Annotated in this window: 21 protein-coding genes and 1 tRNA gene; 15 read left to right on the top strand and 7 right to left on the bottom strand. The window is 57.1% G+C overall.

All coding sequences use genetic code 11. The features are described 5' to 3' along the window. The 10 genes from mobA to DFR26_RS05640 all read left to right on the top strand — a co-directional run bounded on the left by mobA (position 1) and on the right by DFR26_RS05640 (position 6,899). A complete protein-coding gene (gene mobA, locus DFR26_RS05685; protein ID WP_245953016.1) occupies positions 1 to 597 on the top strand; it encodes a molybdenum cofactor guanylyltransferase MobA in 597 nt (198 codons plus the stop codon). Beyond that, positions 581 to 1,090, top strand: a complete 510-nt coding sequence (gene moaC, locus DFR26_RS05680; RefSeq protein ID WP_116207994.1) for a cyclic pyranopterin monophosphate synthase MoaC — start codon at positions 581 to 583, stop codon at positions 1,088 to 1,090. The genes mobA and moaC overlap by 17 nt, the downstream gene beginning before the upstream one ends. Next, the gene (locus tag DFR26_RS05675; protein WP_116207993.1) at positions 1,087 to 1,332 is read left to right on the top strand and encodes a MoaD/ThiS family protein; all 246 of its coding nucleotides are present in this window, start codon (positions 1,087 to 1,089) and stop codon (positions 1,330 to 1,332) included. The genes moaC and DFR26_RS05675 overlap by 4 nt, the downstream gene beginning before the upstream one ends. 2 nt (positions 1,333 to 1,334) lie before the next feature. Beyond that, positions 1,335 to 1,754 carry a molybdenum cofactor biosynthesis protein MoaE gene (locus DFR26_RS05670; RefSeq protein WP_116207992.1) on the top strand — a complete coding sequence of 140 codons (420 nt, stop codon included), beginning with the start codon at positions 1,335 to 1,337 and terminating at the stop codon, positions 1,752 to 1,754. Between the two features lie 12 nt (positions 1,755 to 1,766). After that, the gene (gene moaB / locus DFR26_RS05665; RefSeq protein WP_116207991.1) at positions 1,767 to 2,312 is read left to right on the top strand and encodes a molybdenum cofactor biosynthesis protein B; all 546 of its coding nucleotides are present in this window, start codon (positions 1,767 to 1,769) and stop codon (positions 2,310 to 2,312) included. Then, positions 2,309 to 3,628 carry a molybdopterin molybdotransferase MoeA gene (locus DFR26_RS05660; protein ID WP_116207990.1) on the top strand — a complete coding sequence of 440 codons (1,320 nt, stop codon included), beginning with the start codon at positions 2,309 to 2,311 and terminating at the stop codon, positions 3,626 to 3,628. The genes moaB and DFR26_RS05660 overlap by 4 nt, the downstream gene beginning before the upstream one ends. After that, a complete protein-coding gene (gene moaA / locus DFR26_RS05655; protein ID WP_116207989.1) occupies positions 3,625 to 4,617 on the top strand; it encodes a GTP 3',8-cyclase MoaA in 993 nt (330 codons plus the stop codon). Before DFR26_RS05660 ends, moaA begins: the two co-directional genes overlap by 4 nt. A gap of 85 nt (positions 4,618 to 4,702) precedes the next feature. Beyond that, positions 4,703 to 5,467: a molybdate ABC transporter substrate-binding protein gene (gene modA, locus DFR26_RS05650; protein ID WP_181898994.1), complete on the top strand. Its 765-nt coding sequence runs from the start codon at positions 4,703 to 4,705 to the stop codon at positions 5,465 to 5,467. Further along, the gene (gene modB / locus DFR26_RS05645; protein ID WP_116207987.1) at positions 5,464 to 6,150 is read left to right on the top strand and encodes a molybdate ABC transporter permease subunit; all 687 of its coding nucleotides are present in this window, start codon (positions 5,464 to 5,466) and stop codon (positions 6,148 to 6,150) included. Before modA ends, modB begins: the two co-directional genes overlap by 4 nt. Next, positions 6,147 to 6,899: an ATP-binding cassette domain-containing protein gene (locus DFR26_RS05640; RefSeq protein ID WP_116207986.1), complete on the top strand. Its 753-nt coding sequence runs from the start codon at positions 6,147 to 6,149 to the stop codon at positions 6,897 to 6,899. Before modB ends, DFR26_RS05640 begins: the two co-directional genes overlap by 4 nt. Here the strand turns inward: DFR26_RS05640 and DFR26_RS05635 are convergent. Continuing rightward, complete coding sequence (locus tag DFR26_RS05635) at positions 6,870 to 7,373, bottom strand: M48 family metallopeptidase (RefSeq protein ID WP_116207985.1); 504 nt, start codon at positions 7,371 to 7,373, stop codon at positions 6,870 to 6,872. The two genes, DFR26_RS05640 and DFR26_RS05635, sit on opposite strands and share 30 nt — an antisense overlap. A 104-nt stretch (positions 7,374 to 7,477) precedes the next feature. On the opposite strand from DFR26_RS05635, the gene DFR26_RS05630 reads away from it, so the two are divergent. Next, positions 7,478 to 8,086, top strand: a complete 609-nt coding sequence (locus DFR26_RS05630; protein ID WP_116207984.1) for a glutathione S-transferase family protein — start codon at positions 7,478 to 7,480, stop codon at positions 8,084 to 8,086. A gap of 78 nt (positions 8,087 to 8,164) precedes the next feature. Here the strand turns inward: DFR26_RS05630 and DFR26_RS05625 are convergent. Together DFR26_RS05625 and DFR26_RS05620 are read right to left on the bottom strand one after the other, a co-directional pair. After that, positions 8,165 to 8,239 (bottom strand) — tRNA-Val (locus tag DFR26_RS05625). 72 nt (positions 8,240 to 8,311) lie between these two features. Further along, positions 8,312 to 8,632 carry an H-NS histone family protein gene (locus DFR26_RS05620; protein WP_220375710.1) on the bottom strand — a complete coding sequence of 107 codons (321 nt, stop codon included), beginning with the start codon at positions 8,630 to 8,632 and terminating at the stop codon, positions 8,312 to 8,314. 179 nt (positions 8,633 to 8,811) lie between these two features. Between DFR26_RS05620 and DFR26_RS05615 the strand changes: the two genes are divergently transcribed. Continuing rightward, positions 8,812 to 11,283 carry a DUF6351 family protein gene (locus tag DFR26_RS05615; RefSeq protein WP_116207982.1) on the top strand — a complete coding sequence of 824 codons (2,472 nt, stop codon included), beginning with the start codon at positions 8,812 to 8,814 and terminating at the stop codon, positions 11,281 to 11,283. A 192-nt stretch (positions 11,284 to 11,475) separates the two neighbouring features. Next, entirely contained in the window at positions 11,476 to 12,363 is an 888-nt protein-coding gene (locus DFR26_RS05610; protein WP_116207981.1) for a hypothetical protein, read from the top strand. Positions 12,364 to 12,463: 100 nt separating this feature from the next. Here DFR26_RS05610 and DFR26_RS05605 read toward each other — a convergent pair whose 3' ends face one another. After that, positions 12,464 to 13,138, bottom strand: coding sequence for an enoyl-CoA hydratase/isomerase family protein (locus tag DFR26_RS05605; RefSeq protein WP_116207980.1), 675 nt, complete (start codon positions 13,136 to 13,138; stop codon positions 12,464 to 12,466). 70 nt (positions 13,139 to 13,208) lie between these two features. On the opposite strand from DFR26_RS05605, the gene DFR26_RS05600 reads away from it, so the two are divergent. Together DFR26_RS05600 and DFR26_RS05595 are read left to right on the top strand one after the other, a co-directional pair. After that, the gene (locus DFR26_RS05600) at positions 13,209 to 14,042 is read left to right on the top strand and encodes a PaaX family transcriptional regulator C-terminal domain-containing protein (protein WP_245953015.1); all 834 of its coding nucleotides are present in this window, start codon (positions 13,209 to 13,211) and stop codon (positions 14,040 to 14,042) included. A gap of 113 nt (positions 14,043 to 14,155) precedes the next feature. After that, the gene (locus DFR26_RS05595; RefSeq protein WP_147300267.1) at positions 14,156 to 14,593 is read left to right on the top strand and encodes an MAPEG family protein; all 438 of its coding nucleotides are present in this window, start codon (positions 14,156 to 14,158) and stop codon (positions 14,591 to 14,593) included. 62 nt (positions 14,594 to 14,655) lie between these two features. On the opposite strand, the gene DFR26_RS05590 is transcribed toward DFR26_RS05595, so the two are convergent. From DFR26_RS05590 to glnK, 3 genes are all read right to left on the bottom strand, one after another. Next, the gene (locus tag DFR26_RS05590; RefSeq protein WP_116207978.1) at positions 14,656 to 15,042 is read right to left on the bottom strand and encodes an SCP2 sterol-binding domain-containing protein; all 387 of its coding nucleotides are present in this window, start codon (positions 15,040 to 15,042) and stop codon (positions 14,656 to 14,658) included. A 194-nt stretch (positions 15,043 to 15,236) separates the two neighbouring features. Then, positions 15,237 to 16,544, bottom strand: a complete 1,308-nt coding sequence (locus tag DFR26_RS05585) for an ammonium transporter (RefSeq protein WP_116207977.1) — start codon at positions 16,542 to 16,544, stop codon at positions 15,237 to 15,239. A 27-nt stretch (positions 16,545 to 16,571) separates the two neighbouring features. Further along, positions 16,572 to 16,910 (bottom strand): P-II family nitrogen regulator, encoded by a 339-nt coding sequence (gene glnK, locus DFR26_RS05580; protein WP_116207976.1) that lies wholly within the window; start codon positions 16,908 to 16,910, stop codon positions 16,572 to 16,574. Positions 16,911 to 17,028: the final 118 nt, after the last annotated feature.

The following is a 17,028-nucleotide window of genomic DNA, read 5'->3' as shown; positions in this document are numbered from 1 at the left end:
ATGATGACGCTCACGCCTGCCCTACCACCTTGCTCTGTACTGCTGCTCTGCGGTGGTCGTGGCCAGCGCATGGGCGGCCACGATAAAGGTTTACTGCACTGGCATGGCCAGCCCTTGGTAGCTTGGCTCGCCAACCATGCCGCACCGATGAGCGATGACCTGCTGATCTCCTGCAATCGCAACGCCAGCCGCTACGCACACTTCACTTCGCGGCTAATCAGCGATGGCAATGATGACTTTGCCGGGCCACTCGCCGGTATCCGCGCGGGGCTTGCGCAATGCCATCACGAACGGCTGCTGGTGCTGTCTTGTGATGCACCGAAAGTGAGCGCGGAAATCCTTAATGCGCTACGAGCGTGCAGTGCGGCGCACCAAAATCAGGCTGCACTAGTAAAGCATGGGTCGCAGTGGCAGCCCTTGATTAGCCTCTGGCCGCGCACGCTCCTGGCGGCACTGGAAGCGGCCTGGCAGGCTGGCGAGCGCAGCCCTTTACGGTTCTTGCTGGCGCATCAGGCACAGCCCTTGCAGTACCCCAGTCATGACGAGCGCTTCGTCAACCTCAATACCCCGGAGCAGCTGCATGCCATCGTCCCTTGAATTCACTCACTTAACGGCGCAAGGCCACGCGCAAATGGTCGATGTCAGTGACAAACCCGAGACCGTGCGTGAGGCTCGCGCCGAAGCCGTGGTGCGTATGCTACCCACTACCCTTGCCCGGCTAATGGCCGGTGATCTGCCCAAAGGCGATGTCTTTGCGGTCGCCCGCATTGCCGGTATTAGTGCTGCCAAGCGCGCACACGAGCTCATTCCGCTCTGCCATGCCCTCGCGTTAAGTGCAGTGGAAGTCGAGCTAAACGCTCGTGGCGATGACGCCGTGTGCATTCGCACACGCTGCAAGCTCAACGGCCGCACAGGCGTGGAAATGGAAGCGCTGACTGCCGCCAGTGTCGCCGCGCTTACGCTCTATGACATGTGCAAGGCCGTTGATCGCGGCATGTGCATTGAACACATCCGCCTGCTCGAAAAATCCGGTGGCGCCAGTGGTCACTTTCAAGCAGCCCCTGATGCCCTGAAGGAAGGTTGCGCATGAATATCGAGTTACGGCTATTTGCTCGCTACCGTGAGGCGACTGGCGTCGATCATGAACGTATATGCAGCGCTGCTGAGACCATCTCCGAACTTCGCGAGGTGCTGCTGGCGCGCGGCGATCACTGGCTGGTCCTCGCCGATGAGCGTCTCTGTTGTGCACGCAACCAGACACTGTGCTCACTCGACAGCGCCTTATGCGACGGTGATGAGGTCGCACTTTTCCCACCCATGACCGGTGGTTAGCCATGGCGACCTACATCACCAACGAAGCGATTGCCGCCGGCCAACGTCTCGATGCATTAGCACCAAGTCATGCCGCCGGAGCGGTGGTTAGCTTCACCGGCTATGTGCGTGATCACAATCTCGGTGAGGCCGTGAGCACACTGTATTTAGAACACTATCCGGGCATGACCGAGCGCGCATTGGCAGCACTCGAGATCGACGCCTACGCACGCTGGCCATTGCTTGCGGTCGATATTATTCATCGCGTGGGCGAGCTCACGCTGGGCGATGTCATCGTTTTTGTGGCCGTCGCCAGTGCGCATCGGCAGGCCGCTTTTGAGGCTGCCAGCTACCTCATGGACCAGTTAAAAACGCACATCCCACTGTGGAAACGCGAATGTCATACGGCCAGCACCACGCCCGTGTGGCTGATTCCTCACTAAGTCGAGATCCTCATGCCTACGCACACGCCCACGACCGCCGAATCACTGCGTATCGCGGTACTGACCATCAGCGATACCCGCACACTCGCCACCGACAGCTCAGGGCAAACTCTCGTGGATTTGCTAAGTGCCGATGGTCATGTGCTCGCCGATCGATGCATTGTCCACGATGACGTGTGGCAAATTCGCGCGCAACTATGCCACTGGATCAATGACGCATCTGTGCAAGTTGTGCTGATGACTGGCGGCACTGGCTTTACCCCACGCGACATCACGCCGCAAGCGGTAATGCCTTTACTCGAACGCGTGGTCGATGGCTTTGGTGAGCGCTTTCGGCAAGTCTCATTCGCCGACATCGGCAATAGCACCATGCAGTCGCGTGCACTCGCCGGTATCAGCAATGGCACGCTGATTTGCTGCCTGCCTGGCTCCACCAATGCCTGCCGCACCGCCTGGCAAGCGCTGCTCAGCGAGCAGCTCGATAGCCGCACGCGGCCCTGCAACTTTGTGCCACATCTGCGCGACAGTCGCCAAGCGCCCTGCGAGCCACGATCATGAGTGTCGCCGGGACACCTAGCGATGCTCGGAAAACTACAGCTACTTTAGGCTGCGACACCGGCAGCTCCGCGTTACGTGGTGTCGATGCCGTGATTGCCGAGCTGCTGATACAGGCCGATACCCATCACACCAATCTCGCGACACGGCAGCTGCCCTTAACCGCGTGCGCCGGCCGCGTCTTAGCCGAAGCCATTAGCGCTCCACACGATGTCCCCGCATGGGCCAATAGCGCCATGGACGGCTATGCTGTGGCCGCCGCTGATCTGCTCAGTGCTGCCCAACAGAGCAGCGTCAGTGGCACGGAAACGTCTGCTGCCAGGATTCACCTCCCCCTCGATGGTCGCCAAGCTGCTGGCGACAGCCTCTGCCCGCCGCTGCGCGCTGGTCATGCGCGGCGCATCTTCACCGGCGCGCCGCTGCCTGCCGGCGCCGACACCGTGATTGCCCAAGAGCAGGTCATGCGCGAGGGCGAATCGGTCTATCTGCCGCGCACCGCACGTGGCGCCAATGTCCGCGCGCAGGCTGAAGAGCTCAGTCGAGGCCAATGTGTTTTAACACCAGGCACGCGTTTGCGCGCCCCCGAAATCGCGCTGATCGCCAGTCTTGGCTACGCCCGCGTGCGCGTGTTTGCGCCCTTGCGCATCGGCCTACTCTCCACTGGCAATGAGCTCTGCACGCCCGGTGCGCCCTTGGCGGCCGGCCACATTCATGATGCCAATGGTCCCGGCCTCGCCACCTTGCTACGCGGCTGGGGCTTTGAGGTTATCGCACAGGGCATCGTTGCCGATCAACCGGCCGCATTGACGGATGCACTGCTGAGCTTATCGGCGCAATGCGATGTGCTGATCAGCTCCGGCGGCGTCTCCGTGGGTGAAGAAGACCATCTCAAGGCCGTGGTCAGCACACTGGGCGAACTTTCTCTGTGGCGCGTGGCCATTCAGCCCGGCAAACCACTGGCCGTTGGTCGTGTCGGCTCGTGTCCCTGGCTAGGCCTGCCGGGCAACCCCACCTCCGCCTTCATCACCGCGATGATCATCGCTAAGCCCTATCTGTTGCGCCTACAAGGCCAAGCGCGCGTGCAGGCCAGTCGCTATGCGTTGCCGGCCGCCTTTAGCTGGCCGACAGCCAAACCACGTCGGCAATACCTGCGCGCCAGCCTCAACGACAGCGGTCATGTCACCCTGCACGCTCAACAAGGCTCGGCCATGCTCAGCCCAGCCTGCGCAAGCGACGGTTTAGCCATGATCGACGCCGGATGTACCGTGGCGCTGGGCGATGCCGTGGCGTTTTTACCCTACGCTGGCCTGCTCTCATGAGTTTTCTCATCGATGGCCTAGGCCGCCGCATGAACTATTTGCGATTATCACTGACCGATCGCTGCGACCTGCGCTGCCGCTATTGCATGGCCGATGACATGCGCTTCTTGCCGCGCGAACAGACGCTGACCCGCGCTGAAATTAGGCGTGTCGCCGGCGTCATGGTAGCCGAGGGTATTGGTAAAATTCGTCTCACCGGCGGTGAGCCACTGGTGCGCCCCGACATCATCAGTATTTGTGAAGATCTCGCGGCACTCCCCGGCCTCAATGAGCTGGTGCTCAGCACCAATGGCCGCCAGCTCGCCGCTCATGCTTGCGCCCTCAAAGCCGCTGGCGTCAGTCGCTTAAACATCAGTCTCGACAGCCTCAAGCCTGAGCGCTTTCACCACATCACGCGCCATGGCGTGCTCGCCGAAGTCATCGATGGCATCGATGCTGCCGTGGCGCAGGGCTTTCAGCGCATCCGTCTCAATTGCGTGATGATGAGCGGCTGCAACGACGACGAAATCGAAGATCTGCTGGCTTTTGCACTGGCGCGCGGCATCGACATCTGCTTCATCGAAGAAATGCCCTTGGGTGATGTTGGCCGCACACGTGCTGACACCTATTTAAGCAGCGCCGACATCATCGCGCGCTTGAATCAGCGCTACACATTACTGCCCATGCTGAATCGCGACGCACAGGCCGGCCCCGCACGCTATCTGCAAGCCCAAGGCTACCCCGCCTCGCGCATCGGTTTTATCTCGCCGCACTCAAATAACTTCTGCGCCAGCTGCAATCGCTTGCGCCTCACCGCCGAGGGTCGTTTGCTGCTCTGCTTGGGTCACGAACATTCGCTGTCGCTGCGTGATCTGATGCGTGCCCATCCAGACGATGATCAGGTTTTGCGTGAGGCGCTGCACACCGCATTGGCGCAGAAACCGGCACGCCATGAATTTGCTCACGATGGCGAGCAGCTCGTGCGCTTTATGAATGTCAGTGGTGGCTGATATGCCATACGGCCATCCCGCGCACCAAAAGCGGCGTAGGCTGCTTTTGCAACGGCCAGTACTAAGCGCTGTAGCGAGTCTGCTGTTGTGCCTCAGCCTAGACAGCAATTTCGCCCGCGCTGATACCATCACCGTGGCCGTGGCTGCCAACTTTGCCCCCACCTTGCAGGAACTCACCCGGCACTTTCAGCAACACAGCGCGCATCGCGTACGGCTAGTCAGTGGCTCATCGGGCCTACTCGCCGCACAAATACGCCATGGCGCTCCCTACGATGTATTTTTCTCAGCCGATGCCAGCAAGCCGCAAGCCCTGCAAGCTGACGGCCTCGCTAAGGCTCATTACTCATATGCCATTGGCCGCTTAGTGCTCTGGTCTGCGCGGCCGACAAAGGTCATCATGCCGGTTCAAGCAGCTCAACTGTGCACGACGCGTGATACCTGCCAGAGCTCGCTGCGCCATACCCTGCAGCAAGATTTTCGCCACATCGCCTTGGCTAACCCACGACTGGCGCCCTATGGCCTTGCCGCCGTCGAGACGCTGGCATCGCTGGGTCTACAGACTGCCACCAAGGCGCGCTGGGTGCTTGCGGAGAACATCGCGCAAAGCTATTTATTCATCAGTAGTGGCAATGCCGAGTTAGGCTTTATTGCTCGGGCGCAATGGCAAGCCGCTAAGCCCAGTGGCCAAGCCTGGCTGATCCCCTCGGACTGGCATCACCCCATCGCACAAGAAGCATTACTGCTCAATGAGCGCTCAGCCAGTCGTGAGTTTTGGCAATTTATGCGCACCGATGCTGTCCGCGAGCACATTCGGCGCGCCGGCTATGATGCCCCGGAACTCACGCCATGAGCCTCTCTGCCGATGACCTCGCCACGCTGTGGCTGACCATCAAACTCGCCAGTACCACCACACTGATCTTGCTAGTGCTCGCTACACCACTGGCCTGGTGGCTGGCCACAACGCACTCGCGCTGGCGCGCGGCGATCAGCGCCGTGGTGGCACTGCCACTGGTTTTGCCGCCCACGGTATTGGGCTTTTATCTACTCATCAGTCTTGGTCCGCATGGCGTCATTGGCGAGCTAACCAGCGCGCTTGGCATCGGCTATTTGCCATTTCATTTTAGTGGCTTAGTACTGGCGTCGGTGTGCTACTCACTGCCCTTTGTCGTGCAGCCCCTGCAGGCCGCTATGCAGGCTATTCCTCGTCAGCATCTCGAGGCTGCCGCTAGTCTGGGCGCCGGGCCATACGATCGCTTCATCAGCGTGGTGCTGCCACTCGCCAAACCTGGTTTCATCAGCGCCGGGCTCTTAGGCTTTGCCCATACCGTCGGTGAGTTTGGCGTGGTCTTAATGATCGGTGGCAATATCCCCGGCGAAACCCGCGTGGCTTCGGTAGCACTCTATGACCATGTCGAAGCCATGCACTATGAGCAAGCGCATACGTTAGCCGCCGTGCTGCTGATCTTCTCGTTTGTCACGCTGTTGATGCTCTACAGCAGGTCGCCAGCGGCTCTATCGAGAATCGGCCCATGACCGATCGCAACCAGTTAAGCCTTGATGTCGATGTGCAGCACGGCGCATTTCATTTAGCGATCGCCTGCTCGCTGCCGCTCGCTGGTGTCACCGCGATTTATGGCGCCAGCGGAGCCGGCAAAACCACGCTCTTGCGCTGCATCGCCGGCTTGCACGCCTCACCCCATGGCCACATGCATTTTCGCCAACAGCACTGGCAGCACCTGCCCACACATCGTCGTGGGCTGGCCTATGTCTGCCAGCAGGCCAGCCTATTCCCGCACTTAACCGTGAGCGGCAACCTCGACTATGCGCAACGGCGCGCGCGCCGAGCGGGCCATCAGCGCGAGGAGATCATTGCGCTCTTTGCCTTAGCACCGCTGCTTGCCCGCGCGCCACAGCAACTCTCGGGTGGCGAACGCCAGCGCGTGGTGTTAGCACGCGCCCTGCTGAGTCAACCGCAGCTACTCTTACTCGACGAGCCATTCAGTGGCATCGATCAGGCGCAACGCACCGCGTTACTGCCCTATATTCGGCATCTCAGTCAGCAATTGCCCATTATCATGGTCAGTCATGATCTGCGTGACATCGAATGCCTCGCGCAGCACATCGTGCATCTAGCCGATGGCCGCTTAATCGCGCAGGCGCCAGCCTCGACACTACTGCCGAGCTTGCGCGCGCACAGCGATAGCGACCGGGTAGCGGCACTGGAGGCCGAAAATATCCGGCTGCGCGCCGCCTTAGCCGGTCAACAACGACTGATGGGTTAAGAACAAGCGCAAATCCAATTCGCGCTGATGGTAGTCCGCCAACATATGCTCGCAGAGCTGATAAAACGCCTTGTTATGATCTTTTTCGCGCAGATGCGCCAGCTCATGCACCACCACCATCTGCAAGAGCGGCTCCGGTAGCGTTTTCAACAACGCCGAAATCTTAATCTCATTTTTGCTTTTCAGCTTCGCACCCTGCACACGGCTAATAAACTGGTGCTGCCCCAAGGCATTGTCGATGACATGCAAACGCGCATCGAAACTAACCTTAGTGACCGGCACGCTGCTGCGCAGATACGCTTGCTTGATGCGCTGCGTGTAGTCGTAGAGCGCGCTATTGCTTTGGATGGCATGCGCGGGCGCCGGCGGATAGCGCCGCGCCAACCAGGCGCCGAGCTGATCGGTGTCGATTAACCGCTGGACCTGTTCGCGCAGCGCCGGCGCATAGCCATTGAGGTAGATGAGTTTAGTCATGTCTTATTGTACAAAAATGGCATCAACATATTGAAGCAGCCAAAACCGTCGCAATGTGTTATTGATCAGCTCACTGTCACTCACCAGAAAAACAACGAGGCCGCATGAAAATCTACGAAACCCGCACTGCCCCCAACCCACGTTTGGTGCGCATGTTTCTCGCTGAAAAAGGCATGTCCGCGGAATACATTGAGCTCGATATTGCCGCTGGTGAAAACCTCAGCGCGGCCATGCGCGCGAAAAATGTCACCACCAAAGTGCCCTTTTTAGAGCTCGATGACGGTACCGTTATCGGCGAAACCGCGGCTATTTGTCGTTATATTGAAGAAATACAATCGGCTCCCGCACTGATGGGCAATAGCCCCGTTGAAAAGGCGATTATTGAAATGTGGCGCCGGCGCGTTGAGTTTGGTTTTTTTATGCCCGTAGGCATGTGCTTTCAACATTCCACCGGCTATTTTAAAGACCGCATGACACCCGTCGCCGAGTTTGGCGCGGTATCGGGCAAAATGGCACTCGATTTTTTAAACGTGATAAATGATCAACTCGCCACGAACGAATATGTTGCTGGCGCCAGTTTTAGCATTGCCGACATCACCCTATTAGTCGCCATCGACTTCGCGCGCGTGATGAAAATCCGCATCGGCGACCAGCATCCACACGTGCAACGCTGGTATGAGATGGTCTCGTCGCGGAAGTCTGCCCAAGCATAAAACGGTAAGCCGTGACTTTTCGCAGGCCCCAAAAACCACAAAACCCGCATCGCACAAGGCTTTGCAGGTTTTGGTGGTTGGTGGGCGATACTGGGATCGAACCAGTGACCCCTACCGTGTGAAGGTAGTGCTCTCCCCCTGAGCTAATCGCCCGCCGCGTACGGCGTGCGCGCATTCTAGTACAAAATGACCTAGATGCAAGACGCCGATGCGGGGATTTGCCGATTAAATCAGCAAATCATCTAGCGATTTGCCTTCGGCGAGCAATGCAGCAATCCACAGCGGTTGGCGACCACGGCCAGTCCAGGTTTGCGAGGCATCATTGGGGTTACGGTATTTTGGAGCCACCGTCGACTTTGGTTTAGAGGCTTTACTACCCGCCTCTGGAAATAACTCACTTAATGACACGCCGGCTTCGCGAGCCAACTTTTCCATATCTGCCATTAATGATTTACGCGCTAACGCCTTTTTGCGCGTAATTTCCTGTTGCACTTGAGCAATTAAATCATCCAGTTGATTTACTGATAAATGGGAGATGTCGATCATTATTAATTCCTGTGGTTATTAATTACTGCAAGTGCTTTATAAATACTTTTAAATTAAAACTCAAGATTTATTAATCGTACAACCCAATTAAATCTATCGTCAGCCGTCACCTTGCATTCGTCTCATCGGCGGACAATACTCGACTAAGTTACACAACCAATAATTAGAAGAGCACATTCATGGCCATTCCCCATTTTCATGCAGCACTGGTTGCAACAGCAACGGCGCTAGCCCTCTCAGCTTGCGGCGGCTCTAGTAGCTCCGGCAGTCGCCCGAGCGCCGATGCCACGCCGCCTGGTGTTAGTGCGCCTGACACCAACACGCCGCCACCGAGCACCATGGCCACCAGTGCCAACGTGCGTGTGCTGTCTAATCGCGCCGACCTAATCAGTGCTGGCGATGCGCTAATCGAAACCATCGCTCCAGCCGGCAGCACGCTCACTAGCCTCAGCCTGAATGGCCAAACGCTGAACCCCAATCCCGTACAAGCACGCGCAAATAATCGCAGCATGGGCGTGGTGAGCGGGCTAAACGTGGGCCTAAATACACTGGTGGCCACCTTTAGCAATGGCCAGCGCGCCACTACGAGCATTCGCAACCACCCAAATGGCGGCCCGATTTTTTCTGGGCCACAGATTCAGCCTTACCGCTGCCAAGAAGCCGCTGTCGATGCGCAATGCAATCAGCCTGTTGAGATCAGCTGGCTGTATCGCTCCAGCAATCCGCTCACGCCCGATCTGCAAGCTTATGACCTCGACAATCCAGCCACCGATGTCGCCATGACTACCACCGATGCCGGCGTGCAAGTGCCGTTTATTGTGCGTGTCGAAGTGGGTTATCAAGATCGCGATCAATACCGCATCGCCACACTCTTTCAACCCGGTGAAGACTGGCAACCCTGGGCGCCACAAGCGCAATGGAATCGCAAGCTGCTCATCACGCACGGCGGTAGCGCTGGTGTGTCTTACACGCCCGGTCGCGCGCCCACGCAAGACTATGCCGGCACCATCCCCAGTGATGTGCCGGGGCTGCAAACCCTGGCCGGCGACAGCCCCACCTTCGCGCTTGGCCGCGGCTATATGGTGATGTCCACGGCGCTCAACAACAACGGTCATAATGTCAACTTAGTCACTCAAGCCGAATCCATGATGATGGCCAAAGAGCTGATCATTGAGCAGTTTGGTGAGTTGCGTTACACCATTGGCACCGGCTGCTCTGGCGGCGCGATTGCTCAGCAGCAAGTCGCCAACGCCTACCCTGGCATTTATCAGGGTATTATTGTGCAATGCTCCTATCCCGATAGTTGGACCACGGCGATTCAAATTGGCGACTACCATTTATTACGCGGCTATTTAGAGCAACCGCAAAAATGGGCGCCGGGCGTGGTCTGGAACCCGCTGCAATTTGCCGCCGTGGAAGGCCATGCCTTACCTGTGAATGCCATTGTTGCTGATGAAGCATTTTTTGGTGCCGCTCGCCCCGATCATGACTGCCCCGGCATCACCGATGAGCAACGCTACGACACCACCAATAACCCTGATGGCGTGCGCTGTGGCCTCTTCGACCCCATGATCAATATCTTTGGTGCGCGCCAACCCGAGGTGTGGAGCGCCAACGAACAACTGCTCGGCCGCGGCTTCGCCGGCATCCCGCTCGATAACGTCGGTGTGCAATACGGCCTAGCCTCCTTGCAGCAAGCGCTCATCACACCGGATATGTTTATCGACTTAAACCGCAAAATTGGCGGCTTTGATGTCGATATCAACCCCAGCAGCGAGCGCCTGCGCGCCGATACACCCGCACTGCGCAATGTCTATCGCAGCGGCGGGGTCAATGACGCCAGCCATTTGGCCGAAGTTGCGATTCTCGACTTGCGTGGCCCAGACCCCGGCATTGCCCACGATGCCTTTCACTCGTGGACCATGCGCGATCGTCTGATTCGCAGCCAAGGCCATGCCGACAACCAAGTCATTTGGTTTGGCCCCGTGCCACTCATTGGCGATACCACTTACACCACGCAAGGCTTACTGGCGATGGATCGTTGGCTAAGTCAGGTCGAAGCCGATACCCGCGAACTGCCATTGGCGCAGAAAATCGTCAGTGACAAACCCGATGACCTGCAAGACCGCTGCACCCCCGCCTCTGGCCTCTCCGGGCCAGACGGCGTCTCGATCCCGGTGGTTGGGACAATTTTCAATGCGCCATTAAGTCCGCTCACTGGCCTACTCAACCCGCTCACTGGCGCACTGAATCAGCTGCTCTTAAACCCCGTGCAAGACCAACTCTGCGGCACACCTCTGGTGCAGTTTTTGGTGCAAACGCGCTTTGGCACACCACGCACAGTGGCCGGCGAGCCGCTCATCACGCTCACCAATAAATGCGCGTTGAAACCGCTCAACCCGCTCGATAACTACGGCGTGATTCCGTTTAGCGAAGCGCAATGGGCCGCCCTGCAAGACATTTTCCCCGAGGGGGTATGTGATTACAGTCAACCGCCCGTAGATTTCGAGGCCAGCAAAACATGGCTGGGTTATGGCAGCGCTGAGCAGGTGATTACTGGCGGCAGCAAGCTCAACGCAGCGCCAATGTTCTCGGGTGCTGGTTGGGCATCACCTAGCTTTAATGAGGGTTTATTTGGCCATAAGCCCTGAACACCGAGACAGCCAACGTCGGTGACTAGGCGGTAGTTTTTTGACAGCCACAATGGTTACAAATTTCGTACATTGTTTACGCAAAAACTACTTTAACTTTACTCAGATGAACTTGACTTTTGTCGGCTGACAAATCGCTCAGACAGTGCTAAGTTCCTTCGGCGAAACAATAATAACTAGATAGGGTCATACATGAATATTAAAAAACTTCCCCTCATGATGCTTTGCGTCTCCGCTCTCGCCCTCGGCGCCTGCAGCAGCGATGAAGAGTTCGGCACCATTAGCGCTAATGAAAACGGCTCCGCCGATATGAGCGGTAACAACAACGGCAACAACGGCAACAACGGCAACGGCGGGAATGGTGGCAATGGTGGCGGCGATATGGCGGCTAGTCCATTAGCGCCACTCTGTGCCATTCCAGTATTGGGCCCAGCTATTGTTGAAGGCTCCGGTGGCGCATGCGGCGAAGGTACTGGCGGTACCGGTGCAGGTGGCATCCCAGGTGCTGAGCAGCTCACCGCTATTTGCGCTGTGCCCACGATTGGCCCAGCCATTGTGTCTGGTGCAGGTCAAAGCTGTGACGAAGGTGCGGGTGGCGAAAGCCCACTGCCCTTAGATCAACTGTGTGCCATCCCCGTATTGGGCTCTGCACTGGTTAGCGGTGCCGGCGGCTCATGCGAAATGGCCGGTGGTGACGATGCCGGTCCAGCTATTCCTGGCGCCGATCAACTCAGCGCGTTGTGCATGATTCCCGTGCTTGGCCAAGCCTTGTTTGAAGGCGCCATGCTCGGTGAGTGCACCATGGGCACCGAAGGTCCCGGCACGACGATTCCGGGTCTAGATGCTCTGCCTACTGATCAAGTCACTGGTTTACTGTGCGCCATTCCTGTCTTGGGCGACGCGCTCGTAAGCAATGTCATTAGCTTACTGGCCCCTACTGCTCCCTGCAGTGATACAGGTGGCAGCCCACTTGACGCTTTAACAGGTGCCTTTGGTGGCGCTGGCGGCGGCAGCCCACTCAGCGCATTACCTGCACCGCTCAATGCATTGCCACTCGATGCACTGCCCTTACCTATCTAAGGCCTAGGCATTAAAAAAAGGCTCCTTCGGGAGCCTTTTTTATGACTAATGCTGATGAATCATGATGCGGCAAAGTCTCGCAAACCCAAACTCAGCACCTTCATGAAGTCGGCAAAAACTCATCTAATGATTTGCGGAAACGCCGCTTAATCAGCGTATAAGTCGCGCGATCTTTTTTTGCCATCTCGGCAGCCCAGGCCATCGCCGTTGGCAGCAACTCCGTCTCGCTTAATGCATGCTCGATAACGCCTTTCGCGACCGCTTCCACACCACCCCATGCCGCACCGGTGCTCATCATTTCCCACGCACCCGCAGTGCTTGGCAGCAAGCGCACGACTTCGGTCATCAAGGGCGTAAAGGGGATTTTGATATTGACTTCAGGAAAGCAAAAACGACCACGATCCGCGCGCATAAAGCGAATATCGCCGGCACTGGCCATGATCGCGCCACCGGCGTAGGTGTGACCATTGAGCGCAAACGCGACCGGCATGGGAAAGCGCGCGACCCGCAAAAACAACTGCTCTAAGCGCGGCGCAAAATCACTGACAAAATAGTCATAGCCGTGCTCGGCAAGTATCGGTTCAATATCGATGCCATTGCTAAAAAACTTCGCATCATCGGCGGTGATCACCAAGGCGGCATTGCCCTCACTGGCCTCGATGGTGTCGAGGGCGTCATGCCAGGCCGCCAATGACTCGTTGTTGAAGCGGTTATCGCCATGACACAGCGTCATTAACCAGACATCGCCATCACGGTTTAAGTTTATCCACGACATAATGCACACTCATTTCAAGAAAAACACAGCATACCCATGCTCGTGGTCGTTTGTCACAAGCAGAGCGCAAGTGGCCAATGCTAAACTCACCGCACATTCGGTACCTGCCAGCCTCTTTATGAAACTCAATGCCCGCCATTTAATTCTCGACGTCATGCTCGCCAGCGATGCCCATGTGCTCAGCGCAAAAGAGGCCATTTTAGCCTGCCGGATTTTTGATATTTCAGAAAACTCGGTGCGCGTGGCGTTGGTGCGACTCTCAGCCGAGGGCCTCATTGAGGGCGCAGGCCGAGGCAGTTACCGCTTAGCCGATGCCGCGCGCGACTTAGCCGGCGACATTGCCACGTGGCGTCAGGCCGAACAACGCCTGCGACCCTGGCAAAATGATTGGCTGGTGGTGTTTTCTGCCGGCCTCGGGCGTAGCGACCGCACCGCGCTCAATCGCCGCGAACGCGCGCTGCAAATGCTCGGCTTTCGCGCACTCGATAAAGGCCTGCATGTACGCCCCAATAACATTGAGAAAGATGTCGATGCCGTGCGCCGACGCTTGCACAGTCTCGGCTTAGAAAGTGATGCCAGTGTATTTAGCGCGAGCGATTGGGCGCCCGCGCGCGAAGCGGAGATGCTCAAGCTCTGGGACACTCAACAGCTCATTGAGCAATACGCAGCGTCGCAAACACACCTGCGCGACTGGATGGCACGTGCCGCTGATCTTGACCCAGAAGTGGCGGCACGTGAGTGCTTCCTGCTCGGCGGCAAAGCCATTCGCCAAGTCATTTTTGACCCGTTATTGCCAGAGCCTTTGGTGGAAGCCAAGGTGCGCCAGGCTTTTGTGCAAACCGTGCGCGAGTTTGACCAGCTCGGTCACGGCATTTGGCGCAAACTCTACGATGTCGATGCGTAAGCGACCGCTAGTCGCCGCTTGTCGCACGACAAAAACAACTTTTGTCGGACAAGCAATGCGCTATAGTGACCCCGCCGCTGCGTATTCAGTCAGCATTATCTTATGAGGTCACCATGACACCCCTAATCGCTCCCCTGTCACCGGCTATTTGCGCCCTACTGTGTTTCACCGCACTCACCGTGGCGCTAGCTTTTATTTTTGTCGGCTATCGCGTTGCCTTGGTCTTAAGCTTTAAAGTCGCCGCCAATGCCTGGACACGCGGCGCAGCCACGCACGTGGACCCACCGTTCATCACGCGCGTGCAACACGCCCAAATGAACTGCGTTGAAAACCTACCGGTGTTTGCGGCTATTGTGTTTGTCGCCTCTGCCATGGGCCAGCTGGCGATTTTAGAACCGCTAGCCATGATCTTTTTAGGCCTGCGTGTGGCACAAAGCGCTGTGCACGTCATCAACACCAGCGCCGCCATGGTGTTTTTGCGCGCTAATTTATGGCTTGGCCAAATGGCCATCATTGCCTACTGGCTGTTTGAACTGTACGCCGCGCACTAAATAGTAGGCATAAAAAAGCCCGGCATGACCGGGCTTTATTTACAGCTATTGAAAACCGATGCTTAGGCAGTCAGTTCCAAAATTTGCTTGAACAAGGCTTTTTGCTGTTCGCTAGGACGAGCCGATTGCAAGGTCATGAGCTTGCTCATGTCGCCTTCCACTTTGATTTGGCCAGTCATGAAACCTTGCATGCCAGCAGCGGCATCGCCTTCTAAGAAGATTTTGCGCAGCATATCGGCTGGCAGAATCAGTTTGGTACCGGCGCTGGCATTGTGGCCACGCTCAAAGTTGCCGCCATTGAGTGCCAAGTCCACGGAACCATCGGGGGCGCCAGTAACAGTCACGTTCATGACCATGCCAGCAACTGCGGGTGGAATATTCAGGTCGCCAGCAGCAGCGGTTAATTCATCAACTTTGTCGAACCATTCTTGTGACAGGAAAGCAGCCATTGTAACAATCTCCTAAGCGTCGCTTTGCGCTCATTAAATAAGGGGTTTATCTCGGTAACACAAAACCGATCGCTGAAACTACACGATGGCCCTGATACGCGCAACCGCAAGCGTTAGTGCCGTCGCACGGTCAAAAAAACGCCCCTTTACGGGGCATTTTTCAAAGCGATGCGCCGCGATGGTGCAAGACCTCGTTACAAATCGTAGCCGCGCTCATCGTGCTGGGCCAAATCCAAGCCTGTGGTTTCTTGCTCATGCGAGACGCGCAAGCCACCGGTCATTAGGCCAGTGAGTTTGAGCAGGCCCCAGGTCACCACGGCGGTATAGCTAATACCGACGAGCACCCCAACCGTCTGCGCGCCAAACTGGCTGGCAATGCTGTCATTGGCGCCAGAGAAGCCTTGACCAGAAAAAATGCCCAAATCCGGGCTCGCCAAGATACCCACGAGCAATGTACCGAGGATGCCGCCCACACCATGCACCGGGAAGACATCGAGCGAATCGTCAATTTGCCATTTACGCTTAACGATCTGCGTCATGTTGAAGCACACGAAGCCCGCCAATACGCCGATCACTAGCGCACCCATGGGGCCAACATTGCCGGAGGCTGGTGTGATGGTACCGAGGCCGGCCACCATGCCGGTGACGACGCCCAGCACCGAGGGCTTGCCAAAGCGCTTCCATTCGCAGGCCATCCACACTAAGGCGCCTGCAGAAGCAGAGATGTGCGTGACCAAGAGGGCCATGCCCGCCGAGCCATTGGCAGCCAGTGCTGAGCCGGCGTTAAAGCCAAACCAACCGACCCACAGCATGCCCGCGCCCATCACCGACATGGTGAGATTGTGCGGCGGCATGGCATGTTTGGGAAAGCCACGACGCGGGCCAATCACCAACGCCGCCACCAGCGCCGCAACGCCAGCCGTGATGTGCACCGTGATGCCGCCGGCAAAGTCGATGACGCCGAGCTCGCTCAAGAAACCGCCGCCCCAGACCCAATGCGCTACCGGCACATACACCGCCGCGGTCCAGAGTAGTGAGAAAATCAGCATCGCTGAGAATTTCATGCGCTCAGCGAATGCACCAATAATGAGCGCTGGCGTGATGATGGCGAAAGTCATTTGGAAAGCCGCAAAGAGAATCTCAGGGATATCGCCTTGCATGGAATCCGTGCCAATGCCTTGAAAAAAGGCCTTCGATAGATCACCAATGACCGGTTGCAAGCTGCCGCCGTCACCAAACGTCAGTGAGTACAGGCCAAGAACCCATAAAATGCTAACGCCGCTGGCGATGGCAAAGCAGGCCATCAGTACTGAAAGCACGTTTTTGGTGCGTACTAAGCCACCATAAAACAAGGCCAAACCGGGCAAGGTCATAAACAAAACTAATGCGGTGGCAGTCAGTATCCACGCGGTGTTGGCGCCATTTAAGGCAGACTCAGCAGCAAATGCCGAGGTGGCGAAAACGCCAGAAACTAGGCCAAAAGCCCATTTTTGATAAGACACAATGCTCTCCTCAAAGCAAAACCCGCGTTAAATGGCGTCGTCGTTGGTCTCGCCAGTACGAATGCGCACGACGTGCTCTAAGTTGGTTACAAAAATTTTGCCATCGCCAATTTTGCCGGTGCCAGCGGCTTGCGTGATGACCTCAATGACGCCATCAACTTGCTCATCACTAACCGCCAAATCAAGGCGAACTTTTGGAACAAAATCAACCACATACTCAGCACCGCGATACAGCTCGGTATGCCCTTTTTGGCGACCAAAGCCTTTCACTTCAGTCACGGTAAGGCCGGTAACACCAATGCCGGAGAGTGCTTCGCGCACATCATCAAGCTTGAATGGCTTAATTACTGCAGAGACCATTTTCATAATAAAACCCTTCTAATATCAGTCAATTGGCGGATGTTTTGGAGGTCATCAGAGGAGAGCGTTAGACCATCACGACCCTAAGCATACTCAGAGTTGGTGGCTACGCCCATCGCTGTTT

Source organism: Paraperlucidibaca baekdonensis, from assembly GCF_003387535.1.
In the GTDB taxonomy this organism is placed as follows: domain Bacteria; phylum Pseudomonadota; class Gammaproteobacteria; order Pseudomonadales; family Moraxellaceae; genus Perlucidibaca; species Perlucidibaca baekdonensis.
The sequence above is the reverse complement of the archived record's forward strand: the minus strand, read 5'-3'. Positions and strand labels throughout refer to the sequence as shown.